This window comes from Nosocomiicoccus sp. HMSC09A07 (genome assembly GCF_001808485.1).
Taxonomy (GTDB): Bacteria; Bacillota; Bacilli; order Staphylococcales; family Salinicoccaceae; genus Nosocomiicoccus; species Nosocomiicoccus ampullae_A.
In genome coordinates this window covers 303,385-325,594 of record NZ_KV793627.1, presented here as the reverse complement: position 1 = coordinate 325,594, position 22,210 = coordinate 303,385, and the positions used below count along the sequence as shown (strand labels likewise).

Genomic DNA, 22,210 nt, shown 5'->3' with positions numbered 1-22,210 from the left:
AGTCTCTTTATGTTTAGAATAAAAGTAATGCAACTGCGATGATGATTGGAAGTGAAATTGCAGTACGCATTAAGAAAATGACAAACATTTTTCCAACGCCAAGTGGAATTTTAGATCCTAAAATAACTCCACCAACTTCTGATAAGTATAGAAGCTGCGTAATACTTAACGCACCGACAATAAATCTTGCCATTTCTGAAACTTCACTACCGATTACTAATGTTGGTAAAAACATATCTGTAAATCCGATAAATAGCGTTTCAGATACAGCTTTTGCATCTGGAATACCAATCGTTTCTAAAATCGGTACGAACGGTGCACCGATAATACTAAATATAGGTGTAAATTCCGCAAGTACTGTACCGAGTGTACCGACCGCCATCACTACAGGTAATACAGCGATCCACATATCGAGAACTGTTTTATAGCCATCTTTTACGACGCCTAATGCTCCATCTGCACCTTCTGCTTTTTCTAATGCTTGTTTATATCCCCAAGAAAAACTCGTTTCACCTTCAGGTATATGTTCACTATACTCATTGTTTTCTACATAATACGTATCATCAATTTTAGATAGAGGCGGGATACGTGGTAATACAACCGCACATACGATTCCTGAGAATATTACAGTCGCATAAAACGGAACGAAATAGTTCAGCATGTTTAGATAATCTAATATAACGATCGTAAACGTAATCGATACGACAGAGAACATCGTCGCAATGACTGTTGCTTCACGTTTCGTATAAAATCCTGCTTCATATTGTTTACTCGTTAATAAAACCCCGATTGTACCGTCTCCAACCCAAGATGCTAGGTTATCAACTGTAGAGCGTCCAGGTAAAGTGAATACAGGGCGCATAAACTTTCTAAATAATGTTCCGACAAACTCTAGTAAACCGTAGTTTAAAAGTAACGGAAGTAAAAATCCAGCGATTAAAAATACCGCAAATAATGTCGGTAATAAGTCATAAAATACAGTTCCACCTGTATCTTCAGACGTGATTTGAATCGGTCCAATGTTAAAAAGTACGAATACACCAAATACAGCACCTAATACACGGACGATGATCCAACCAATTGATTGCTTAAACAATTGGTTTAACAATGCATTGTCAGATTTAACGACGTATGTAAATAATAAAGAAAGTAGGGCGGATATTACCATAATCGATGCGACGATATAACTGATCGCATTCTCACCGAATAATCCGATGAATTCTAAAATTTTGTTTGCAATATATGCAACGGGTACGGTAATTTCCCCAGCCTCATTTTTAATTGGAAAGATGAATATAAAAATACCAATTAAAGATGGGAGAATGAATTTTAAATTGTTCTTAACTGAATACATATAAAACACCTCTTTACTCTCATAATTATACACAATATTAACTAAAAATAAAGTTCATATCATATATTTTTATTTTTAAATCGCTTACATTATTATATACGATTCTTCGCTTATATAGAATAGTAATTCGTGTTATATTGATATAAGATTTTTAGAAATGGTGATTTAATGAATAGATTACTCATCGCTATATTTATGTTTACGATATTTTTACTCGGAATAATGGAACTCATTATTTCAGGACTTACTGAAATGATTAGTACCGAGCTACATATAAGTTATGGTTTAACTGGACAGTTGATTACAGTGTATGCTGTATCTTTTGCGATTTTTGGACCCGTATTAATACAACTGACAGACAAATTCAGTCAGAAGAAGACGCTTATTTATGCATTTTTAATATTCCTATTCGGAAATGTGATATTTATGCTCAGTTATTCGTTTACGATGCTCGCAATCGGACGTGTAGTGACGGCGATGGGGGCATCGGTTTTAATCGTTAAGATCTTAGACTTAACGTCATTATTATCTGAAGCACATAAAAGAGGAAAGACGATCGCATTTGTATATATGGGGTTTAGCGCAGCAAATGTATTTGGAATTCCAATAAGTACTTTAATAGGAAATATATTTGGTTGGCGAGAAGTGTTTTTCATCATCATTGTACTCACGATTATTACAGCAATTCTCGTATTAACGAAAACACCGAATATTACGTATACGACTACGACAGAAGATAAAAACATCATCACGCATAAAAAGAACGTCGTATTATACATTACGATTACGCTACTTATACTCACTGCGAACTTTATTATTATTGGATATATTTCTCCGTTATTAACGAGTAACGGATTCACGCTGAATCAAGTATCACTAGCCTTATTTATAGCAGGGTTAGGCGGTATGTCTGGGACATATCTCGGAGGAATGTTAGTCGATAAATTTCCAATTAAATATGCGATGATGGCGATGATCGTATTATTTTTAATGATGACAATTGCGATTCCATTTACTTTTAATATTCCTGTTTTATTTTATATCGTGTTTTACTTATTTAACGTATTTGAATGGAGTACATCTCCAATGATTCAATCTGGACTAGTAAGTAGTGTAAAAGGAAGTGCAGCCAAAGTCTTTAGTTGGAATATGTCGAGTTTAAACTTAGGAATAGGACTTGGTGCGGTCATCGGTGGGATATTTATTGACCGAATCGCTCCGTTACATTTACCATATATAAGTGCAATATTTTTAGTTGTCGGCATATTCATTGCATCACAGCTGACATTAGTTGAAAGAAGTGAATAATTTGAAGCGTATATTTGTACTCATCATATTGTCGTTATTACTGACTTTCGTACTCAATGCGACAGACATATATCATATTGATTTTACAATTACAAACCTCATTTATATATTTATATTTTTAGTGATTCTAATGGTTATCTATAAAATTATATTTAGATTTATAAAAACCTTTGCAGTACTCTTTATATTGATCATCTGCGGATTCATTTTGTATTACATTTACGTATATATTACAGGTCAACCAATCGAATCACTCGAATTTTTAAACAACTATTTATTTAATAACTGAAGGTGAATCATATGGAAATAGTTAAAGTAACAGAGCATCATATCGATGACGTCTTAAAACTTCAGCAAGAAGTGTACGATAATTTAGAAGATAAAGAAATGCTTGAAACGATACCACGAGATTTAATGTTAGAAATTCTAAGCAATGATTACAGCGTTGGAGTATTTATAAATGATGAACTAAAAGCACTCCGTGCATTTTACATACCTAAAGTAGGTGAAGCGGATCATTTAGCTGACGACGCTGGTGTTAGTCAAGAAGATACGATATATTCAGAAATAACATTCATCGATGAATCGTTACGAGGTTATAATTTACAGCTAAAAATGGGACGCGTTTTGTTAGAGCAGTTAAGAGAAGATAAACGGTTTAAATATTTAATCGGTACAGTGATGCCAAAGAACATAGCGAGTTTAAAAAACACGTTAAATTTAGGGTTAAAAATCGTGAATACGAAAATCAAATATGGTAATAAACGAAGACATATCCTTTTTCTAGATTTAGAAAAGGAACTAACATATCATGGTGAACCAATTAAAATAAAATACGACGATATCGATTGGATGTTACTATATGGTAAAGATTATATCGGTGTAAAATTTGAAGACGAATATATTACGTATTACAAAAAATGAGAGTCACGTTGAGTGACTCTCATTTTACATTATAACATCGACTGGCTTTGGCCAGAAAAGATACAGTGCACATATGAATAGTACTAATCCTATAAACAAAATGACGAATCCGAGTTTGTTTTTTCGTAACATTGCTAAGCCATACACGATTAAAAATATACCAAATAGGAAAGCAAAAACCATAGGTAGAAACATAATCTACACCTCATTTTCTATATATATCACTCTGTCGTGACGAAGAGCGACTTCTTCATCGTGTGTAACTGTGATCAGTGTCGTGTTATACTGCTTATTTAAATCAAATAATACATCTAATATAATATTTTTATTTTTTTCATCTAAAAATGCAGTCGGTTCATCGGATAAAATAATATCAGGCTTCATAATAATTCCACGTAAAAATGCGACACGTGCTTTTTGTCCACCTGAACACTCAGAAGGTAGGTGATCGAGTACACTCGTAATACCAATTTCATCAGAAATCTTGTCGAAATATTGTTCCGCTTTAACACGTCTCTCTTTAGACGCATATAGTAGGGGGAGTTTAATATTTTTTTCAACTTTTAACGATTCGATTAACGATGACTCTTGGAGTACAAAGCCGATATTTTCATTTCTCAACGCTGCTTTTTTAGATTCTGAAAAACTATCGACTGTTTCATTGAACAGTTTTAAAGAACCTTCATACTCGTTATCTACTAGCCCTAAAATATTTAAGAGGGAAGTTTTACCGACACCAGATTTACCCATAATTGCGACCTTTTCGCCTTCATTCACTGTAAGAGAAAAGTCATTTAGTATAGATGTCTTTTTGTTTTTAAACATCTTTCTTTTTAAACTTAAATCAATCACTTGACTCATTCGAACACCCCCAAAGTAAATGGAATTTTTTTGAATTTATAAACCATAATTTCTGTTAACACAAATGATATAAGTATGTTCGATATAAATATCCCACCAATGATTAACCAACTCTCAGGCAAGATACCAAAATATCCAAAAACCATACTGCTATCTATTTTCATGACATATGACTCATAGCTTACTAGCTTTAATGCGACAATTAATGCGATAGTATTCAGACTAAGTAACACAATAAAGAACGTATTTAAAATGATTCTCAGTTCTTTATAACTTAGTCCAACGATAAAGTTAACAGCGAATATCTTTTTCAGTAAGCGACTTGCGATAGATGCGTTCCAGTATATTAATACTGTGAGTAATATGAATAATATTGCGAATATAACTAATTGTATTGTGAATCCGATTTTTAAATATTGATTAACTTCATCAATGTTTTCTTCAGGTGTATAAAAATTAAAGGGGACTCCAAATCTATTTTTCATTTTTTCTTGAACAGCTTTTATATCTTCTTCAGAATCCGTAAATATAAGTAAATCATGAATACCGTTCATCGTTATCTCTCTATTTGCACTCGTCAATATATCTTCATTTAATGGCATGATAATTGAGTAGTTAAGATATTGACGAGTGATTGGTAAATACATATTGGAAATTCTACTGTCGCGCTCTAAAATACCAGTTACTACATATTCATTGAAATCATTCCCACCGTATGTCTCCGGTATCTCTATAATATCCCCAATATTATATGTTTTAGATAATCCTTCTCCAATTAATATAGGAATAGGATCTACATTTGGTTTAAAGTCAAAATATAAATCGTCACCTTTTTGTATTTTAAATTGATAAGTGTTATAGTAATTTTCATCGTAATACATCACATGAACATTATGAAGATTATGATCATTCTTGATACCTAGGACAGAGGAGCCTTCATGTTTAACTCCGAATTTATAATTTTCTATAAGATATTTATAAAAATCTTGCGCGCTTTCTTCAGAAATAGGAGCCATATTATGGAAATCTTTAACTTTCATATTACTTATGTATACATCGTTGTTCGAAAGTCTATTTAAAACTTCTGAACCGCGTTCCGCATGCATCAAAGTACTGATACTAAAGTATGTAAACGAATTCAAAAGTAGGAACAACATAAAGATTACCGAAAATAGTAGGGGACGCTTGATAAATATTTCATCCACAAAGAAAATAAACCTTTTCACTTAAACTTCACCCCTTGTAAAGAGATTAATATGTATATACTAAATAGTAAGAATAAAAATAACGATTCTAAGATGTTGATACCAATCACTAAGCTAATCGTAAAAGATATTACTGTACTTGTCAGTAACAATATTGAGTGGCAGTATAAAAATCTTTTCCTTATATTTTGCATCGTGTCACCGACTATAAATCTTGAGACTATTTCCACTTTCTTTTTTACAAAAAATTGATAATGTAATAGCACTATCACGAAAGAAAAAATTATTGATATTGGTATTCTTAATATTATAAATAGATCAGCGAAACCACGAAATATTTCATTTTCATCAATTAATATATAATCAATTTTTAAAAGAGAAATATTTATGATGTAACATATTAGATACATTATAAAAAAATAAATCATTTCATTTTTACGAAATAGGCTCAAATTCATTTGATAAATTCCTCCTTTCTAATTAATATATACAATATAACTTATATATATTAATTAGATTATAATTAGTTTCCTTTAGAAAAGCTAATAAAATATAAATAAATTATAAAAAAACACTCTCATAGCATTTTGAGAGTGTTAAAAAAGTTTAAACTTTGAATTTTCTTCTTTATTGTAATGTAGTTTTACTACGAATGGATACGACAAACTTGGTGATCCAATAAAAGTGTATTGTTGTTCGAGTTTAATGTTTCTTTTTCCTACTGGGTCATAAATAACGACGGAATTATTGTCCTTTTCAATCGTAATATATTGTCCTCTTGGTTTTTTCACAATGTTCGTCACTTTGTAGTTAGAGAACTTCAAAGGTGTATTTGGACGATATTCTCCTTTTTTAAACTTCGGAATATCCGCTTCATAATAGTCATCTTGTAAATTATACGCATGTACAACGTCTTGTATTTGTTGACTCATCACATTATCTGGAATTTCTTTTGGGTTATAATATAACCGATCTTGTTGATATAACCCGATAATGATTGTTGTAATGACTAAACTAACTACTGTAAATCCTGCCCACATCGCAGTACGTTCGTGGAGTGATTTTTTTACAGTTACCGTAAAAAAGTACAGCGTGATTAAAGCAAATATAATCGATAATATTAAGTACGTGTTCATAACATCACCTAAAAAGAGTATTAGTTAAATTTTAGTTGAAGTATTTAGAAACCGCAACGTTAATTAATGATTGGTTCAATAATAATTTCAACATTACCTCGTATTGCTTTAGACACCATACAATTTCGATCTGCGATTTCAATTAAACGATCGATGCGTTTATGAAGTTTATCAGTTTCATTCACTGAAATAGTAGGGCGATGCGTAATTTTTTCCATTTTAAATTGTTCATCATCACTTAAAGAAGCGGTGCCGATAGATGTTAGTTCAATCGTAACGTCAGTAAATCTCGCACGCTCTAACGCTGCAGACAGACTAATAATATAGCAACTTGAAGCGGCCGCAACTAACAACTCATCTGGATTTGAAGCATTACCGGGCCCACCAAGTGAACTTGGTATTGAAATATTTCCATTTAAATGATCCGCTTTAAATTCTCCTGTAGAATTTCTTCCATTATTCCAAAGTGTTTGAACTGTAAAATCATGCATAATCATAGAATCACCTTTAAATTTATTTTATTATATTAGTGAAAGGAAGTTTTTATATGAAAGTAACGTTTAGAATATTATACTCAATTTTATTAATGGGTGCAGGAGTATTACACTTTATTAATTTAGAAGGATTTAGAAGAATCGTCCCATCAGTATTACCTTGTAAGACGTTTATCGTAAAATTTACTGGTGTATTAGAAATACTATTTTCGGTTTTATTATGGGTTAAAAGTAAAAATAACATATACGGAAAGCTTATCGCATTATTTATGATTGCAGTATTTCCAGCGAATGTATACATGGCTTTAAAGAAAATTCCATTTAAACCAGGCACTGAAGCAAATCCATACGTATTATACGGACGCCTTCCACTTCAAATCCCACTAATCATCGGAGCATTAAAATTAGGTAGAAGATAAGAATAAGACCACTAAGATAGTATTGACTATCTTGGTGGCTTTTATACTATATCTTCTTTACAAATTCTGATTTTAACTTCATCTGGCCAAAACCAGGAATCTTACATTCAATATCATGTCCGTCCTCAGGTTCTATTAGTCTAATACTCTTAATATTAGTTCCTTTTTTAATCGAATCAGAAGAACCTTTAACTTTTAGATCTTTAATCACAGTGATTGAATCACCATCGTTTAAAATCGTGCCATGAGCATCACGAACGAGTTGAGATTCCTCAAACTCAAGTTGAGAATCCTTCGTCCATTCATGACCACACATTGGACAAATATACAATTGACCATCCTCATATGTATACTCCTGATTACAACTTGGACAAGCAGGTAATGTTGTACTCATTAAAAAGCCTCCTAAATAATATTTTCTCTAAATATAATATCTATTCCTTTTTATTATACTTAATATTTATTTATTTTACATAGTTGTGACGAGTAGGATGACAAGAAATGCACATTGATCTCATTAGATAGAGATATAGTTTAGAACCTAAAATTTTATTTTACATGTATGATTATTTCACCGAGATAATCTCCTGAAACATCGTCAGAAGCAATTAAAGTAACCGGTGTCTCTGTGTCTCTTAAGTCATACGCAATTATGTTTTTTAAAGAACCATCTTTTTTAATAATGTCTAACTGAGTTTCTAGTGCCCAGTCATATTTATTCATATATGGAGTAGGGCCGACATATAAGCGCTTTAATGCATTTTCCTCTTCTTGAAAAGCATCAAAAGCGATCATATATCCATATAGAGGATTAATATCTTCATTTGTTTTATTTTTTACTTCGTATGTAATAACAAGTTGAGCATTTTCTTGATATTCATATGTGCCCATTGGAATTACTTCGGATTCAAGAATTGTTACATTAACATCTCTTAAATATGCAGTCTTATTCTCCAAATATTGTTTTCCATCTGTGACTTCCTCTCTGGCAACAGAAGATCTCATTTCACTAACATCGGAATTCTGAGAATGTTCTACTGGTTCATTTGAACAACCCGTAAGTAAAAATAGAACAGGCAACGCAATTGTAAAATATACTTTCTTCATAGTTTCTCCTAATAAAGTTGTAAAAAAGCCTCCAAAAACAGACGTTTTGGAGGCTGGTAATTATTATCTTGAATAGTACTCAACGATTAATTGTTCGTTGATTTCAGCTGATAATTCGCTACGTTCTGGTTGACGTACGAATGTACCTTCTAATTTATCAGCGTCAAAGTTTAGATATTCAGGAACAAAGTTGTTGAATTCGATAGCTTCTTCGATGATGTTTAATTTTTGTGATTTTTCACGTACAGCAACTGTTTCACCTGGTGAAAGTTGGTAAGACGGGATGTCTAATACTTTACCGTTAACAGTGATGTGTCCGTGGTTTACTAATTGACGTGCTTGACGTTGTGTTTTAGCTAAACCTAAACGTAATACTACGTTGTCTAAACGTGAAGCAAGTAAGATCATGAAGTTTTCACCGTGAATTCCAGGCATTTTACCTGCACGATCGAATAATGTACGGAATTGACGTTCGTTAATTCCATGCATGTAACGAAGCTTTTGCTTCTCTTTTAATTGTAAACCGTATTCTGAGAGTTTAACTCTTTGGTTTGGTCCATGTTGACCTGGAGCGTATGGACGCTTTTCTAATTCTTTACCTGTGCCTGATAATGAAATACCTAGGCGACGTGACTTCTTCCAAGTCGATCCTGTATAACGAGCCATTATTGACTCCTCCTTAATGATATATTTATGCAAATAACATCATAAGGGGTAGTTACTTCTATGGATATGTGATTCAAAGTGTCTTCGCCTCATAGCATTGGTTACACAACACATCGCAACCGCTAATCACATAAGGTCATAGAATAAATACCTGCTACTTATATTGTTCATTTACACAATTTATTATATTACTTGAATCTCTACGTTTTGTCAACAGTTTATCGATTATAAATACTTTTTAATTATCTCTACGACTTCGATTAAACCAACGCGGTCTTCTTCATCGAATCGTTCATAAATCGGTGCATCGATATCTAACACTCCGATTCCTTTATCGTCTTTATAGATCGGTAATACGATTTCTGATTTACTAGTTGCGTCACACGCGATATGGCCTGGGAATTCTTCGACGTTATCAACGATAAATACGTCGTTACCTCTATAAGCAGTTCCACAAACACCTTTACCAACTTCAATAGTCGTACATGCAGGTTTTCCTTGGAACGGACCAAGGACGAGTTTTTCTAGTTCTTCATCGTATAAATAAAACCCGACCCAGTTAATATCTTTTAGAAAGTGGTTAAGTAGTGCAGAAGCATTTGCCAAATTAGCAGTTATGTTTAAGTTTTCCTCAAGTAATGCATCGAGTGCTCCGTGTAGTTCTGAATAGTTTTTAAGCTGAATATCATCAAACATTATATATCCTCCTAAAGTAACTGTTACATTTTTAAAAATTATACTGTTTATTGTTTTTTCTTTCAAAGAATTAGTCTATAATTGATAATAAGTTGAGGAGGGTAATTGTATGTGGGTTTACATTTTAATTGGACTGATTATCCTTGTTATTATAGTAATCGGATTACTGTTGTTTTTAAGAAAATCAAAACTTGAAGAAGTACAGAAAAAAGAAGCACGATTACAAGATGTAATTCAATTACCATTTCATTTAGATTTAGAAAAATTAAAAACATACAATCTACATGGAGAGGCAAAAGAATTATACGAACACTTGGATGAGAGATGGAAAGATGCGTTATCCAACAATAAGACGCATGCAGAAAGCAATTTTAAAGCTGCAAATGAAAATTTAAAGAAATTTAAATTTAGTGATAGTAAAAAGAACGAAGATAATGCCGTTCAACATATCGGTAATATCGAGACTACATATGATGCGTTAACAGTTGAAATTAACGACTTTATGAAACAAAATGCTGAGAGCAAAGAGTTATATGAAGAGTCGGTTACGCTTCAAAGAGAAGCAAACCGTGACGTTTTAGCAGATGGCCATAAATTCGGTGACTCGAGAAAACCATTAGAATCGTTAATCAACTCATATGAACCAGAACTAGAGAAGTACAACACACTCATCGATGAGGGGAATTACAATAACGCACACGATCATATCGTAGAAATTCACGAAGAACTTACGAATTTAAAAGAGAGTATGGAGAAAATCCCTGCGCTTATTAAAGAAGTTCAAAAAGACTTACCAACACAATTTCAAGAAGTCCGTTATGGTTGTAGAGAGTTAAGATTAGACGGATATGATTTAGAGCATATCAAAGTCGATACGACGCTATCACGCTTACGTACAGAATTAAATTTAATCGAGCCTAAAATTGCAAAATTAGAATTAGAAGAAGCAGAAGAAGATTTAGAACGTATTCACAGCGAACTCGATGATATGTATGACTTAATTGAACACGAAGTCGAAGCGAAAATTAAGTTCGATGATTTACGTGACAAAGTGAGTGATATGCTGTTTAAAGCGAAAGACACAAACATGTCATTACGTACTGAAATTAACTTTATTAAAGATGCATATTATATTAACGATAGAGAAATTCAAACAATTCATAAATATGAATACGAAATCGAAGATCTCGTTACGATGTATGCAGATATTGAGTCTGAAGTTAATAAAAATACGACGCGCTATAGTCAGATTATCGATAACTTAGAACACATCGATCATACGATTGAAGATATTAATGAAAAGCAAGAAGATGTACTAGATTACTTACAGTCGTTAAAATACGATGAAGAGGAAGCAATCGATAATACGAACTTAATCGATGACAAAAAAGAAGAAGTCATGCATAGATTAACGACGTCAAACCTTGTGAGAATTCCAGAGCAGTTTATCGTTATGAAGCATGAACTCGATAACGAAGTGAAAGAAATCGATAGATATCTTGAACGTCGTCCGTTAAATGTACGTTATATTAAAGAAAAAGTCGATAAAGCAGTCATTTTATTAAACAACTTCGAGCAAGAAGCGTATGAAGTCATTCACGACTCTGAACTGTCTGAGTTAATTATTCAATACGCAAACCGTTATCGTAAAGATAACAGTACATTAGATGGTGAAATTGAAGAAGCGACGCGTTTATTCAATGAAAATAGATATAAACGTGCACTTCAAATTGCAGAACATGCATTACGAGAAGTTGATGAAGATGCAGTAAAGCGTATCATCGACTCATATGAAAACAGATGAGAGACTTAGGAGCATTCCTAAGTCTTTTTTATGGTAGGTGAAGGAAACAATGATTTATTTTGACAACGCAGCAACGACATGTCCATTAGACGACGTCTTACAGACGTATGACACGGTAAATCGAAAATATTTTTATAATACAGCAAGTTTAAGTAAAGGTGGACAAGAAGCGAGAAAGCTTCTTGAAGCTTCTAGAACACAGATCAAGCAACTATTTAAATTAAATGATTACGACTTACTATTTACTTCTGGAGCCACAGAAAGTAATAACATCGTGATTCAAAGCGTCATTAAAAAGAAAAAACAATTCGGTCGAACGGTGCTCGTTTCAGAACTTGAACATCCGAGTGTTATCGAAGTACTGAGACATATTGATGGGATCGAATTAGTATTTATTGATACGACACCGGAGGGAATCATTGATATCAAAGATTTACAAGAAAAGATGTCGGATGATGTAATCTTTGTATCGGTTATTGCAGTTAACAATATTATCGGGAGTATTCAACCGATCGAGAAAATTGTTGACGTCATCAAGCAATATAACAGAGCATTTTTACATGTCGATGCAACCCAAGCTGTCGGTAAGGTAAATATCGATTATCGCGGGGTGGATGCTGTGTCGTTTTCAGCGCATAAGTTTTATGGCGTTAAAGGTGTAGGTGGATTATTTGTTAAAAATATTGCGCAGTTAAATCCAGTGATGTACGGTGGCGGACATGAATATAACGTGAGAAGTGGTACGGTAAACTTACCTGGTATCGCGTCTACTGCGAAAGCACTACGTTTATCTTTTGAAACGATGGAAGATACGTATAATAAGTTGAATTCGTTTAACGATAAAATACGTGAGGCGCTTCGACAATATGAAGGGGTATATATCCAGCCTAAACATGTACCACATTATATTAACCTGTCGATTACAGGTGCTAAAGGTGAAGTCATTGTGAACGCACTAAGTAAACGTGATATTTATGTATCTACAACGAGTGCATGTGCGTCACAACGTAACGCACCGAACGAAACACTCATCGCGATGGGAAATCCGTTACGTGTGATTGAAGGAAGTATCCGTCTTACGATGGGACAGTATACGACTGAAAGTGAAATAGATACGTTTATAAAAGTATTTGATGAAATATATAAAGAATTAGGAGATGTCATCGTTGAAATATGATTTACTACTTGTTCGTTACGGCGAACTTACGTTAAAAAAGAAAAATAGAAAGATGTTTATCGGTAAATTAGTGTCGCAAATCGAACGTGCTTTAGAAGGACTTGACATCGTTATCCGTGCGAATAGAGATAGAATGTACATCGATCTAGAAAATGAAGATGCATATGAAGTCATCAATCGATTAAAACATGTGAACGGAATATTAAGCATGTCGCCAATTATTCGTCTTGAAAAAACGGATGAAGCGATGAAAGAAAATGCATTACTATTAGAGTCAACATTTAAAGAGGGCGATACATTTAAAGTTGAAGTAAAACGTATCGACAAAGCGTACCATTTAAAGACACATGAAATTCAGCAGTTAATCGGTGGTCACGTCGTAAAAGAAACAAATCGACCAGTGAATATAAATCATCCAGATCATACGATTATGATAGAAATTCGTTATGACGGAATTTATATGTACAGTGAAGTGTATGACGGGGTCGGTGGATTACCACTTGGAACAGGTGGTAAAACTGTTTTAATGCTTTCTGGTGGAATCGATAGCCCAGTCGCTGGATTTGAGATTATGCGTAGAGGTGTTGAAATTGAAGCAATTCACTTTTTCTCTCCACCGTATACGAGTGAACAATCGTTAGAAAAAGTAAAGACACTTGTAGATATTATGGCAGATAAAACCGGTGTCGATATTAAAATGCATATCGTACCATTTACAAATATTCAAACGACTATTTACGATAAAATACCTGATGGATATTCGATGACGACAACGCGACGTATTATGTTAATCATCGCAGAACGTCTCGCACGTAAAATCGGTGCGGAAGCGGTCGTAAATGGAGAGAATATTGGACAAGTTGCATCGCAAACATTAACGAGTATGAATACGATTAATGCAGTGACAAATTTCCCAGTACTACGACCATTACTCACATATGAAAAGAATGAAATAATACAAAAAGCAGTGAATTACGGTACGTACGAAACTTCGATATTACCGTTTGAAGATTGTTGTACTATTTTTAAACCAAAACAACCAAAGACATCACCCAATCTAGAGACGGTCATAAAATATGAATCTAATGTCGACTTTGAACCACTCATCGAAGATGCGTTAAATCAAATCACAACATACACATCAAAAAACGAACAAGAATCTACAGAATTTGAGGATTTACTGTAATCCACTGTGTTATACTAACTCATACAGATATTAAAGGAGATGAACTTATGAAACGAACGATTGCATTAGTCGCAGCAATTGCCTTACTGATTTCAGGCGTTGTAATGAGCGTATTTAATGTATTCCAAAAAGATCAATTTGAAGACTTATTTAGTAGTCTTGCAGATGATTCACCTGTTAGCGTTATTGAAGAAGGTGACCCGTCAAATAGAATCGCGGTCATTAGTGTAGACGGCGTCATTCAAGATACACCGCAAGGTAGCGGATTATTTTCTGGAGTAGCGGGTTATAATCATCGTTTAACAGTTGATGCTTTAAAAGAAATTATTGAAGATGATTCAGTGAAAGCAATTTTACTCGACGTAAATTCACCAGGTGGTGGAGTATTTGAAAGTGCTGAAGTGTACAAGTACTTAAAAATCGCAAAAGATAAAGGGAAAATTATCTACAGCTCAATGGGTAACATGGCAGCAAGTGGTGGATATTATGTCTCAGCACCTGCAAATAAAATTTACGCAAGTAACGAAACTATTACGGGTTCTATCGGCGTAATTATGCAAAGTATCGATTACAGTGAGCTTGCTGAAAAATACGGCGTAAAGTTTAACACATATACATCAGGCGATATGAAAGACATGTTATCAGGAGCAAAAACTCCATCTAAAGAAGAAAAAGAATACGTTCAGCACATGGTAGATACGATGTTTGATGAGTTCGTAAAAGTTGTTGCTGAAGGGCGTAACATGAGTGAAGAAGAAGTACGTAAATTAGCAGATGGACGTGTATATCTTGGAAGTGATGCCATTAAAAACGGACTTGTAGATGAGATTGGATACTTTGATGACGCGCTCGCTGATTTAAAAGAAGAGATTGGTTCAGACAATCCACAGGTTTATACGTATGGTTATGGTTCAGGTCGTTTTTCAATGTTCAATTTTAACGGACCGAGCATCGTGAAACAATTATTTAACGATTCAGATGCGTTAATCGTTGAAAACTTAATCAATAAACGCCAAGGTCCAAAACCGATGTACTTATATGATGAGTAAGGAGTGAGATTATGAAAAGAGAAACAGTGTTCTTGCAAAAAGAAATGGGTTACCCTGTTGCAGATACGTTAATACGTCTCCTCGCATATATCGTTGATCTCATCGTCTTATGGTCGGTACGCCAAATCGCAATTATTCCGATTTTAACGATGCTAGGCGTCATGAATCAAAATGTTATTTTTGATGCAATTCCAATACGCAGCATTGTCGTAGCGGTCGTATTTTTCCTTTACTTCGTTTTAATGACATATTTCTTTGGCCAAACGTTAGGAAAAATGATTTTCGGTATTCGTGTTGTTTCAAGTAAAGGGTACGAGTTAACATTTGCTCAAGTATTATATCGAGAACTTATCGGTCGATATATTACGCAAGCATTATTAAACCTACCGTACTTAATGATTTTATTTAACGAAAATCGAATGGGACTTCATGATTTTATCGGAGACACATTAGTTGTAAACTCAAAAGAGGTTGAATATACTGTGGATGTAGAGACTAATAGAAAAGAAGGGCTGGTTTAATTTATGACGACAATTACTTTTGGTGGAAATGAAGTTAAATTAGACGGAAAAGCTGTTGAAGTTGGTCAACATATCGATAGTTTTAATGTCGTGAATAGCGAATTAAAAGATGTAGAACCGTTAAAAGAATATGCAGATACAAAAAAGCTGATTAGTGTTGTACCATCTCTTGATACAGGAGTTTGCCAAGTTCAAACGAAAACATTTTATAATAAAGCAGCAGATGTTGAAAACACACAGTTAATTACAATTTCAAACGACTTACCATTCGCTCAAAAACGTTTTTGTGCAGATGAAGGTATCGAAAATGCAGTGACTTTTTCAGATCATAAAGATCTATCATTTGCGAAACAATTCGGTACGCTAATGCCACATTTACGTTTACAAGCGAGAAGTGTATTCGTATTAGACGAAGACGATAATGTTGTTTACGTAGAATACGTACCTGAAGGTACTAATGAACCAGATTATGACAAAGCAATTGACGCTTTAAAAAATATTTAATCAATTGTTATAATAGGGCTATTCGAAAGAATAGTCCTTATTTTTTTAGAGGTGAACTTTTTAATGGAACTGAGTAATTTAGAAAAAATATACGAAGCATTAGTAAATAAAACAGATGACATTCATGAAGAGACTGGATTATCACGAATTGAATCATTGTCTCGAGCATTATTAGAAGTAAACGTAACGGGTACAAAAATAGAGAAGCGAAAAGCATTTCAATTTGCTTATTTAAAGCAGTTAAAAGAAGAGCAAGTTCAACCGAACCATCAACTAACTCCAGACGTCATCGGATACACAATCGGCTATATCGGCAACGTACTAAACGATAATAGTAGCGGTTCGGTTTTAGATGTCGGGAGTGGATCTGGCCATTTATCGATGACGATAAGTGAGTTAAATTCAGAACTACAGTTAAACGGTGTCGAAATCGATCCAACGCTCGCTGAGTTAAATGCAAATCTATGTGAATTTTTAGAGACACATATGAAGATATATCCGCAAAATATCATCGAACAAAACTTTATTAATCCAGTTGATTTAGTCGTTGGAGATTTACCTGTCGGTTTTTATCCGGTAGAAGTTGAAGGGTATACGACAGCGTTTAAAGAGGGCAGAAGTTTTGCGCATCTTTTAATGATTGAAGCGGGGATGAATAAAGCAAAAGAAGACGGTATCGGTATTTTTACAGTACCTTCTAATATCTTAACGGAAAATCAAGAAACGTTTAAAACGTATATAAAAGAAGATGTGACGTTACTCATGTTCTTAAACTTACCGAAGACTATTTTTAAAGACGAAAAAAGTCAAAAGTCTTTAATCGTACTGAAAAAAGGGCACGAGGCATTAAATAATAAAGATGTTTTAATTGGAGATATCCCTGATTTTAAAAACAAAGACAGTATGAAACAATTTCTATCAACTGTTGAAGCGTGGCACGAAAAATAATCAGATGTTTGTTTAAACGACTAAACGGATAGAATAGTAATACAGACTTTAAGGAGGATGTACGAAATGAAATACGACAAAATATATATTGACGGAGAATGGGTCAAACCTTCAACGTCTGACGTGATTGAAGTTGAGAATCCAGCGACAGAAGAAATTTTTACAACGGTTGCTAAAGCAAATAGTGAAGACGTCGATAAAGCAGTCGAAGCAGCAGCACGTGCATTTAAAAGCTTCAATGAAACGTCTTATGAAGAGCGTCAAAAATACGTTGAAGAAATTTTAAACGGTATTAAAGAGAGACAAGAAGATTTTGAGAAAGTCATTCGACAAGAATTAGGAAGTTCATATAACTACACGAAATCAGCTCAGGTGGAACAAGTAATCAAAGAGATGACACTCGCACTTGAAAACGCGGATAAAGTAAAATTTACTGAACATCATGATGGATTTGATTTAGTGCGTGAAGGTGTAGGTGTTGTAGCAGCAGTAACACCATGGAACTTCCCACTGAATCAGATTCAAAGAAAACTTACATGTCTTTTACTCGCTGGTGCCACAGTCGTACTAAAACCGAGTACGAAAACTCCAGTTTCAGCATTTTTACTTGCTGAAGTGATAGATAAAACAAGCCTTCCAAAAGGTGTATTTAATATCGTCCCTGGGTCTGGTAGTGAAGTTGGAGATGCGTTAACTGGACATGAAAAAGTTGATATGATTTCATTTACTGGATCTACTAAAGTAGGTCGAGGCATTTATGAACAAGCAAAAAGTAATATTAAAAACATACACTTAGAACTCGGAGGAAAATCACCGAACATTTTACTTCCTAAAGGTGATGCTAAAAGAGCAGTAAAACAATCGATGGACGCGATTATTAACAACGCAGGACAAGCGTGTTCAGCACTTACGCGTTTAATCGTCCCAGAATCTCGACTCGAAGAAGTTGAAGGATATGTTAAACAATATGTCGAAGAAAACGTACGTGTTGGAAATCCTGAAGATGAAAACAATACGATTGGACCAGTCGTCTCTAAAGAAGCTCAAGACCGCGTGTATGACTATATCGACAGCGGTAAACAAGAAGCGACGTTACTAATCGGTGGCGGTAGAGTAGAAAGTGAAGACAAAGGATATTACGTTGAACCGACGGTATTTACGAAAGTCGATAACAAGACTAAAATCGCCCAAGAAGAAATATTTGGACCAGTTTTATCGATTATCACTTATAACGATGTCGATGAAGCGATAGAAATCGCAAATGATACGACGTACGGGTTATATGGTGCAGTATTTGGTGAAAATGACGAAGAAGCATATGACGTTGCCAAAAAATTACGCACAGGTAGTATCATTATAAACGGTGCAGCAAGAAATCCAGCCGCACCATTCGGTGGTTATAAACAGTCTGGTATCGGTAAAGAAATCGGTTGGATCGGTATCGAAGAATATACAGAAACAAAAGTGTTATTTAAGGAGTAATATAAAAATAAGCCTCTACTTTTTAAAAAGTAGAGGCTATTTTCATGGGAATTAATTTACTTCATTTTGAACGAGCTCATCTGTTGCGACTGTCGGTTCAAAATCTTCAGGTAAAGTTTCAGTTCTTACAACTAATACATCACATGGTGCATGACGTACAATAGCTTCAGAGACCGATCCAATAATGAATCGTTCAACTGCGTTTAAACCTGTAGAACCAACGACAACTAAGTCTGCATTTGTGTCTTTAACAATTTTTTTAGGAATCACTGATTTCGGTGAACCGTATTCTACGAGTGTAACGACATCTAATACACCGTCAGCCAGTGCTTTTTCTTTATAGCCTTGTAAAAGCTTATCTGCAAAGTTTTTAGCACGTGCTGAAATCGTACGATCATACGCTTCAACTGATGCGTAACTTCTCGTATCAATAACGTTTGCGACGATTAAACGTGCGTCCGTTTTCTTAGCTAAGTTAACAGCTTTTTCAAATGCCCACTCTGCTTCGTGTGATCCATCGACTGCGATTAAAATGTTTTTGTAATCTAACATGTCATTTCCTCCTTAACTTTCAGTACACTATACCCTTTAGCGACTAAAAATAATCAAATAGTAATTAAAATTTGCTAACTTGTACTGTTAATTTTATTTTACCAAATTTTGTATGATAACGATAACATTTTTATGAATGAGTATGTTAATATAAAATAAAGAAAGAGTTTTCATAACAAAAGAAAAGGGGTTATACTTCATGATTATTGGTGTACCTAAGGAAATTAAAAACAACGAAAACCGTGTTGGGCTTACGCCGGATGCAGCATATGCATTTGTCCAAGCAGGACACGAAGTGCGTATTGAATCTGATGCTGGTGTTGGTTCTTTCTTCAGTAATGAAGAGTATGTAGAAAAAGGAGCAACAATTGTTTCATCAGCAAAAGAAGCATGGGACGTTGATATGGTCGTTAAAGTTAAAGAACCACTTAAAGAAGAGTTCGATTTCTTTAAAGAAGACCAAATTATCTTTACGTACTTCCACTTAGCACCAGAGGTCGACTTAACGAAAGCCTTAATTGATAAAAAAGTTACAGCGATTGCTTATGAAACAATCGTCGACAGATTTGGTGGATTACCACTATTACAACCGATGAGTGAAGTTGCTGGACGTATGGCAACTCAAGTGGCGGTAGAAAATTTATCAGCAATTAAAGGTGGACGTGGTATTTTACTTGCAGGTGTACCTGGAGTAGACCGTGGTAAAGTTACGATTATCGGTGGAGGTAACGCAGGTACAAACGCAGCGAAAATTGCGGTTGGACTCGGTGCGAGAGTTACAATTTTAGATTTAAACCCACATCGTTTAAGAGAGTTAGATGAGTTATTTGGTGATTCAGTGCAGACGTTAATGTCTACACCGATGAACATTAAAAAAGAAGTTGAGTCGAGTGACGTCGTCATTGGATCAGTGTTAATTCCAGGTGCAAAAGCTCCTGTATTAGTGACTGAAGAAATGATTAAAAACATGGGTGACGGTTCAGTCGTTGTTGACATCGCAATCGACCAAGGCGGTAACTTTGAAACATCTGACCGCATTACAACTCACGACGACCCAACGTACGTGAAACACGGTGTAATTCACTACACAGTTGCGAACATGCCAGGTGCAGTACCTAGAACGTCAACAATCGCATTAACAAACGCTACGTTACAATACGGTCTTCAAATCGCAAACTTAGGTGCTGAAGAAGCGGCAAAACGTAACGCAGGACTTAAAGAAGGCTTCAACGTGTATAAAGGTCACGTGACTTATAAAGCTGTTGCAGAAGCACAAGATTTAGAATACGTTGAAATTGATTCATTAATCTAATATACAGACTGTTTGAAAAGGGATGAGTGATTGTAGCTCATCTCTTTTTTCTACGGATTCAACGACTGGGATAATTTCAATACGCTTTCTCGCAAATGACTTTAGTTTTGCGAGCGGCTTTAATTCGTTATAGTTTTTAAAATCTATATTTCTCACATCATACATGACTGCAGTTGCGTTATGCTGAATGGCTAACTCTAAATTTTTAGACTGTAAAAAGTATGGGATATTGGAAAACGACGGGCCGATAATTAGGTGTTTATCCTTAACCATCGTTGACAGTTCTCTTAAAAAGTTACTGTCTAATTCATTCTTGACGATACATTGATCCGTCACGTAACCATCGATGCTATCCGTTTCTTTTATCGTTTCATAATGAATGTTTTGAATAATAAAAGGATCTAATTCATTTAAATAGTTGAGTGAAATTAGAACAGTCGAATTTTGATGCATCATTTTATACATCTTTGCAACGAGTGGATTAGATTCTAATTGGTGATTTGTAAAAAATACGAAGTCCTCAGATTCAGTCAATGAATTAACTTTAAAAATAGTAGTCATAACAACACCTCTAACATAATATAGCACATCTATATGGTTAATCTTTTAAAAATTCGGTTATAAATACAGTATATAAAGGAGGAAATATAATGACAAAAGTAACGTATCACGGACATTCAGTCGTTCAGTTTGAACACGATGGTGTAAAAGGGATTTTCGATCCTTTCATCACTGGAAATGAATTAACAGATTTAAAAGTTGAAGACGTAAAGGTAGATTATATTTTACTCACGCATGCACATAATGACCACGTTGGAGACACGGTTGAAATTGCTAAAAACAACGATGCAACAGTTATTGCGCCAGTTGAATTAGCGGGATATTTAGAAACTCAAGGATTAAACACGGTAGGCATGAACATCGGAGGAGAGAAGTCGTTTGATAGTATCAAAGTAAAATTCGTGCAAGCATTCCATTCATCAAGCTATACAGACGATGACGGAAACGTTCATTACGGCGGAATGCCTACAGGAATCATTTTAACTCTTGGCGATAAAAAGATATATCATGTAGGGGATACAGCAATCTTTAGTGATTTAAAACTCATCAATACATTAAATGGTGAGATCGATGTTGCATTCGTACCAATCGGTGACCACTTTACAATGGGAATTAGCGACGCGATTCACGCAACAGACGAATTAATTCAGCCACGTGTTGTAGTGCCTGTACATTACAATACATTCCCACCAATTGAACAAGATCCGGAAAACTTTAAACAAGCGCTCAAAACAGAGTGCCAGATTTTAAAGCCAGGTGAAGCGGTGACGTTTAAATAATCTCGATGTGAGGTTAAGGTCGGGTGGACTTTGTGTTTTTTCATCTTAATTAACAAAAATTAGTCATGTAGGTGAAAATTTGTTAAATATATTAGGATAATTAACAAAAATCGGCTGTGGCGGGCGAAATTTGTTAGATAAAAAATTATATTTAACAAAAATGGG

General features: G+C 34.4%; 26 protein-coding genes. 14 read left to right on the top strand and 12 right to left on the bottom strand.

The genetic code is table 11. The annotated features are described in order from the left end of the window. Positions 1-13: 13 nt before the first annotated feature. On the bottom strand, positions 14-1,354 hold the full coding sequence (locus HMPREF3177_RS02385) for a YjiH family protein (protein WP_070456844.1): 1,341 nt from the start codon (positions 1,352-1,354) through the stop codon (positions 14-16). 168 nt (positions 1,355-1,522) lie between these two features. Here HMPREF3177_RS02385 and HMPREF3177_RS02380 point away from each other — a divergent pair, with 168 nt between their 5' ends. The 3 genes from HMPREF3177_RS02380 to HMPREF3177_RS02375 are packed head-to-tail and all read left to right on the top strand — an operon-like array spanning position 1,523 to position 3,586. Beyond that, the gene (locus HMPREF3177_RS02380) at positions 1,523-2,662 is read left to right on the top strand and encodes an MFS transporter (protein ID WP_070456842.1); all 1,140 of its coding nucleotides are present in this window, start codon (positions 1,523-1,525) and stop codon (positions 2,660-2,662) included. Between the two features lies 1 nt (position 2,663). Then, the gene (locus tag HMPREF3177_RS08425) at positions 2,664-2,951 is read left to right on the top strand and encodes a hypothetical protein (RefSeq protein WP_148128590.1); all 288 of its coding nucleotides are present in this window, start codon (positions 2,664-2,666) and stop codon (positions 2,949-2,951) included. 11 nt (positions 2,952-2,962) lie between these two features. Continuing rightward, entirely contained in the window at positions 2,963-3,586 is a 624-nt protein-coding gene (locus tag HMPREF3177_RS02375) for a hypothetical protein (protein WP_070456839.1), read from the top strand. A gap of 24 nt (positions 3,587-3,610) precedes the next feature. On the opposite strand, the gene HMPREF3177_RS08470 is transcribed toward HMPREF3177_RS02375, so the two are convergent. The 5 genes from HMPREF3177_RS08470 to HMPREF3177_RS02350 form a co-directional block, all read right to left on the bottom strand. Continuing rightward, positions 3,611-3,781 (bottom strand): hypothetical protein, encoded by a 171-nt coding sequence (locus HMPREF3177_RS08470; protein ID WP_168161300.1) that lies wholly within the window; start codon positions 3,779-3,781, stop codon positions 3,611-3,613. 3 nt (positions 3,782-3,784) lie between these two features. Further along, positions 3,785-4,447, bottom strand: a complete 663-nt coding sequence (locus HMPREF3177_RS02370) for an ABC transporter ATP-binding protein (RefSeq protein WP_070456837.1) — start codon at positions 4,445-4,447, stop codon at positions 3,785-3,787. After that, positions 4,444-5,553 carry an ABC transporter permease gene (locus HMPREF3177_RS02365; protein ID WP_371440530.1) on the bottom strand — a complete coding sequence of 370 codons (1,110 nt, stop codon included), beginning with the start codon at positions 5,551-5,553 and terminating at the stop codon, positions 4,444-4,446. Before HMPREF3177_RS02365 ends, HMPREF3177_RS02370 begins: the two co-directional genes overlap by 4 nt. A gap of 695 nt (positions 5,554-6,248) precedes the next feature. After that, positions 6,249-6,788: a hypothetical protein gene (locus HMPREF3177_RS02355; protein WP_070456829.1), complete on the bottom strand. Its 540-nt coding sequence runs from the start codon at positions 6,786-6,788 to the stop codon at positions 6,249-6,251. A 59-nt stretch (positions 6,789-6,847) separates the two neighbouring features. After that, a complete protein-coding gene (locus HMPREF3177_RS02350; RefSeq protein ID WP_070456826.1) occupies positions 6,848-7,285 on the bottom strand; it encodes an SACOL1771 family peroxiredoxin in 438 nt (145 codons plus the stop codon). 50 nt (positions 7,286-7,335) lie between these two features. Here HMPREF3177_RS02350 and HMPREF3177_RS02345 point away from each other — a divergent pair, with 50 nt between their 5' ends. Then, entirely contained in the window at positions 7,336-7,701 is a 366-nt protein-coding gene (locus HMPREF3177_RS02345) for a DoxX family protein (RefSeq protein WP_070456823.1), read from the top strand. Positions 7,702-7,747: 46 nt separating this feature from the next. Here the strand turns inward: HMPREF3177_RS02345 and HMPREF3177_RS02340 are convergent, their stop codons facing one another. The 4 genes from HMPREF3177_RS02340 to HMPREF3177_RS02325 all read right to left on the bottom strand — a co-directional run bounded on the left by HMPREF3177_RS02340 (position 7,748) and on the right by HMPREF3177_RS02325 (position 10,170). Next, complete coding sequence (locus tag HMPREF3177_RS02340; RefSeq protein ID WP_070456820.1) at positions 7,748-8,095, bottom strand: zinc ribbon domain-containing protein YjdM; 348 nt, start codon at positions 8,093-8,095, stop codon at positions 7,748-7,750. A gap of 155 nt (positions 8,096-8,250) precedes the next feature. Next, positions 8,251-8,808: a DUF5067 domain-containing protein gene (locus HMPREF3177_RS02335; protein ID WP_070456817.1), complete on the bottom strand. Its 558-nt coding sequence runs from the start codon at positions 8,806-8,808 to the stop codon at positions 8,251-8,253. Positions 8,809-8,871: 63 nt separating this feature from the next. Further along, positions 8,872-9,474, bottom strand: a complete 603-nt coding sequence (gene rpsD / locus HMPREF3177_RS02330; protein WP_068129271.1) for a 30S ribosomal protein S4 — start codon at positions 9,472-9,474, stop codon at positions 8,872-8,874. Positions 9,475-9,699: 225 nt separating this feature from the next. Continuing rightward, positions 9,700-10,170, bottom strand: coding sequence for a GAF domain-containing protein (locus HMPREF3177_RS02325; RefSeq protein WP_070456814.1), 471 nt, complete (start codon positions 10,168-10,170; stop codon positions 9,700-9,702). A 109-nt stretch (positions 10,171-10,279) separates the two neighbouring features. Between HMPREF3177_RS02325 and HMPREF3177_RS02320 the strand changes: the two genes are divergently transcribed. The 8 genes from HMPREF3177_RS02320 to HMPREF3177_RS02285 all read left to right on the top strand — a co-directional run bounded on the left by HMPREF3177_RS02320 (position 10,280) and on the right by HMPREF3177_RS02285 (position 18,841). Then, positions 10,280-11,974, top strand: a complete 1,695-nt coding sequence (locus tag HMPREF3177_RS02320; RefSeq protein ID WP_070456811.1) for a septation ring formation regulator EzrA — start codon at positions 10,280-10,282, stop codon at positions 11,972-11,974. Positions 11,975-12,023: 49 nt separating this feature from the next. Continuing rightward, a complete protein-coding gene (locus tag HMPREF3177_RS02315; protein ID WP_070456809.1) occupies positions 12,024-13,151 on the top strand; it encodes a cysteine desulfurase family protein in 1,128 nt (375 codons plus the stop codon). After that, the gene (gene thiI, locus HMPREF3177_RS02310; protein ID WP_070456807.1) at positions 13,141-14,337 is read left to right on the top strand and encodes a tRNA uracil 4-sulfurtransferase ThiI; all 1,197 of its coding nucleotides are present in this window, start codon (positions 13,141-13,143) and stop codon (positions 14,335-14,337) included. Before HMPREF3177_RS02315 ends, thiI begins: the two co-directional genes overlap by 11 nt. Positions 14,338-14,384: 47 nt before the next feature. Further along, positions 14,385-15,386 carry a signal peptide peptidase SppA gene (gene sppA, locus HMPREF3177_RS02305; protein ID WP_070456803.1) on the top strand — a complete coding sequence of 334 codons (1,002 nt, stop codon included), beginning with the start codon at positions 14,385-14,387 and terminating at the stop codon, positions 15,384-15,386. An 11-nt stretch (positions 15,387-15,397) separates the two neighbouring features. After that, positions 15,398-15,907: an RDD family protein gene (locus HMPREF3177_RS02300; protein ID WP_070456800.1), complete on the top strand. Its 510-nt coding sequence runs from the start codon at positions 15,398-15,400 to the stop codon at positions 15,905-15,907. A 3-nt stretch (positions 15,908-15,910) separates the two neighbouring features. Beyond that, a complete protein-coding gene (gene tpx / locus HMPREF3177_RS02295) occupies positions 15,911-16,411 on the top strand; it encodes a thiol peroxidase (protein ID WP_070456796.1) in 501 nt (166 codons plus the stop codon). 63 nt (positions 16,412-16,474) lie between these two features. Beyond that, the gene (locus tag HMPREF3177_RS02290) at positions 16,475-17,359 is read left to right on the top strand and encodes a class I SAM-dependent methyltransferase (RefSeq protein ID WP_070456793.1); all 885 of its coding nucleotides are present in this window, start codon (positions 16,475-16,477) and stop codon (positions 17,357-17,359) included. A 66-nt stretch (positions 17,360-17,425) separates the two neighbouring features. Continuing rightward, positions 17,426-18,841: an aldehyde dehydrogenase family protein gene (locus tag HMPREF3177_RS02285; RefSeq protein ID WP_070456790.1), complete on the top strand. Its 1,416-nt coding sequence runs from the start codon at positions 17,426-17,428 to the stop codon at positions 18,839-18,841. A 51-nt stretch (positions 18,842-18,892) separates the two neighbouring features. Here the strand turns inward: HMPREF3177_RS02285 and HMPREF3177_RS02280 are convergent, their stop codons facing one another. Continuing rightward, positions 18,893-19,393: a universal stress protein gene (locus tag HMPREF3177_RS02280; protein ID WP_068129290.1), complete on the bottom strand. Its 501-nt coding sequence runs from the start codon at positions 19,391-19,393 to the stop codon at positions 18,893-18,895. Positions 19,394-19,592: 199 nt separating this feature from the next. Between HMPREF3177_RS02280 and ald the strand changes: the two genes are divergently transcribed. Next, a complete protein-coding gene (gene ald / locus HMPREF3177_RS02275; RefSeq protein ID WP_070456787.1) occupies positions 19,593-20,705 on the top strand; it encodes an alanine dehydrogenase in 1,113 nt (370 codons plus the stop codon). Here ald and HMPREF3177_RS02270 read toward each other — a convergent pair. Continuing rightward, positions 20,697-21,266 (bottom strand): hypothetical protein, encoded by a 570-nt coding sequence (locus tag HMPREF3177_RS02270; RefSeq protein WP_068129291.1) that lies wholly within the window; start codon positions 21,264-21,266, stop codon positions 20,697-20,699. The genes ald and HMPREF3177_RS02270 overlap by 9 nt on opposite strands. Positions 21,267-21,355: 89 nt before the next feature. On the opposite strand from HMPREF3177_RS02270, the gene HMPREF3177_RS02265 reads away from it, so the two are divergent. Continuing rightward, entirely contained in the window at positions 21,356-22,045 is a 690-nt protein-coding gene (locus HMPREF3177_RS02265) for a metal-dependent hydrolase (protein WP_070456784.1), read from the top strand. Positions 22,046-22,210 lie beyond the last annotated feature (165 nt).

What these genes read in the sequence shown, in the direction of transcription:
- HMPREF3177_RS02290 (WP_070456793.1), top strand. Translation starts at nt 16,475, where the DNA reads ATGGAACTGAGTAATTTAGAAAAAATATACGAAGCATTAGTAAATAAA.
- HMPREF3177_RS02345 (WP_070456823.1), top strand. Translation starts at nt 7,336, where the DNA reads ATGAAAGTAACGTTTAGAATATTATACTCAATTTTATTAATGGGTGCA.
- sppA (WP_070456803.1), top strand. Translation starts at nt 14,385, where the DNA reads ATGAAACGAACGATTGCATTAGTCGCAGCAATTGCCTTACTGATTTCA.
- HMPREF3177_RS02355 (WP_070456829.1), bottom strand. Translation starts at nt 6,788, where the DNA reads ATGAACACGTACTTAATATTATCGATTATATTTGCTTTAATCACGCTG.
- HMPREF3177_RS02370 (WP_070456837.1), bottom strand. Translation starts at nt 4,447, where the DNA reads ATGAGTCAAGTGATTGATTTAAGTTTAAAAAGAAAGATGTTTAAAAAC.
- HMPREF3177_RS02325 (WP_070456814.1), bottom strand. Translation starts at nt 10,170, where the DNA reads ATGTTTGATGATATTCAGCTTAAAAACTATTCAGAACTACACGGAGCA.
- HMPREF3177_RS02350 (WP_070456826.1), bottom strand. Translation starts at nt 7,285, where the DNA reads ATGATTATGCATGATTTTACAGTTCAAACACTTTGGAATAATGGAAGA.
- tpx (WP_070456796.1), top strand. Translation starts at nt 15,911, where the DNA reads ATGACGACAATTACTTTTGGTGGAAATGAAGTTAAATTAGACGGAAAA.
- HMPREF3177_RS02280 (WP_068129290.1), bottom strand. Translation starts at nt 19,393, where the DNA reads ATGTTAGATTACAAAAACATTTTAATCGCAGTCGATGGATCACACGAA.
- HMPREF3177_RS02300 (WP_070456800.1), top strand. Translation starts at nt 15,398, where the DNA reads ATGAAAAGAGAAACAGTGTTCTTGCAAAAAGAAATGGGTTACCCTGTT.
- HMPREF3177_RS02380 (WP_070456842.1), top strand. Translation starts at nt 1,523, where the DNA reads ATGAATAGATTACTCATCGCTATATTTATGTTTACGATATTTTTACTC.
- HMPREF3177_RS02365 (WP_371440530.1), bottom strand. Translation starts at nt 5,553, where the DNA reads ATGCATGCGGAACGCGGTTCAGAAGTTTTAAATAGACTTTCGAACAAC.
- HMPREF3177_RS08470 (WP_168161300.1), bottom strand. Translation starts at nt 3,781, where the DNA reads ATGTTTCTACCTATGGTTTTTGCTTTCCTATTTGGTATATTTTTAATC.
- HMPREF3177_RS02335 (WP_070456817.1), bottom strand. Translation starts at nt 8,808, where the DNA reads ATGAAGAAAGTATATTTTACAATTGCGTTGCCTGTTCTATTTTTACTT.
- HMPREF3177_RS02320 (WP_070456811.1), top strand. Translation starts at nt 10,280, where the DNA reads ATGTGGGTTTACATTTTAATTGGACTGATTATCCTTGTTATTATAGTA.
- HMPREF3177_RS02285 (WP_070456790.1), top strand. Translation starts at nt 17,426, where the DNA reads ATGAAATACGACAAAATATATATTGACGGAGAATGGGTCAAACCTTCA.
- HMPREF3177_RS02265 (WP_070456784.1), top strand. Translation starts at nt 21,356, where the DNA reads ATGACAAAAGTAACGTATCACGGACATTCAGTCGTTCAGTTTGAACAC.
- HMPREF3177_RS02340 (WP_070456820.1), bottom strand. Translation starts at nt 8,095, where the DNA reads ATGAGTACAACATTACCTGCTTGTCCAAGTTGTAATCAGGAGTATACA.
- HMPREF3177_RS02375 (WP_070456839.1), top strand. Translation starts at nt 2,963, where the DNA reads ATGGAAATAGTTAAAGTAACAGAGCATCATATCGATGACGTCTTAAAA.
- HMPREF3177_RS02270 (WP_068129291.1), bottom strand. Translation starts at nt 21,266, where the DNA reads ATGACTACTATTTTTAAAGTTAATTCATTGACTGAATCTGAGGACTTC.
- rpsD (WP_068129271.1), bottom strand. Translation starts at nt 9,474, where the DNA reads ATGGCTCGTTATACAGGATCGACTTGGAAGAAGTCACGTCGCCTAGGT.
- ald (WP_070456787.1), top strand. Translation starts at nt 19,593, where the DNA reads ATGATTATTGGTGTACCTAAGGAAATTAAAAACAACGAAAACCGTGTT.
- HMPREF3177_RS02315 (WP_070456809.1), top strand. Translation starts at nt 12,024, where the DNA reads ATGATTTATTTTGACAACGCAGCAACGACATGTCCATTAGACGACGTC.
- HMPREF3177_RS02385 (WP_070456844.1), bottom strand. Translation starts at nt 1,354, where the DNA reads ATGTATTCAGTTAAGAACAATTTAAAATTCATTCTCCCATCTTTAATT.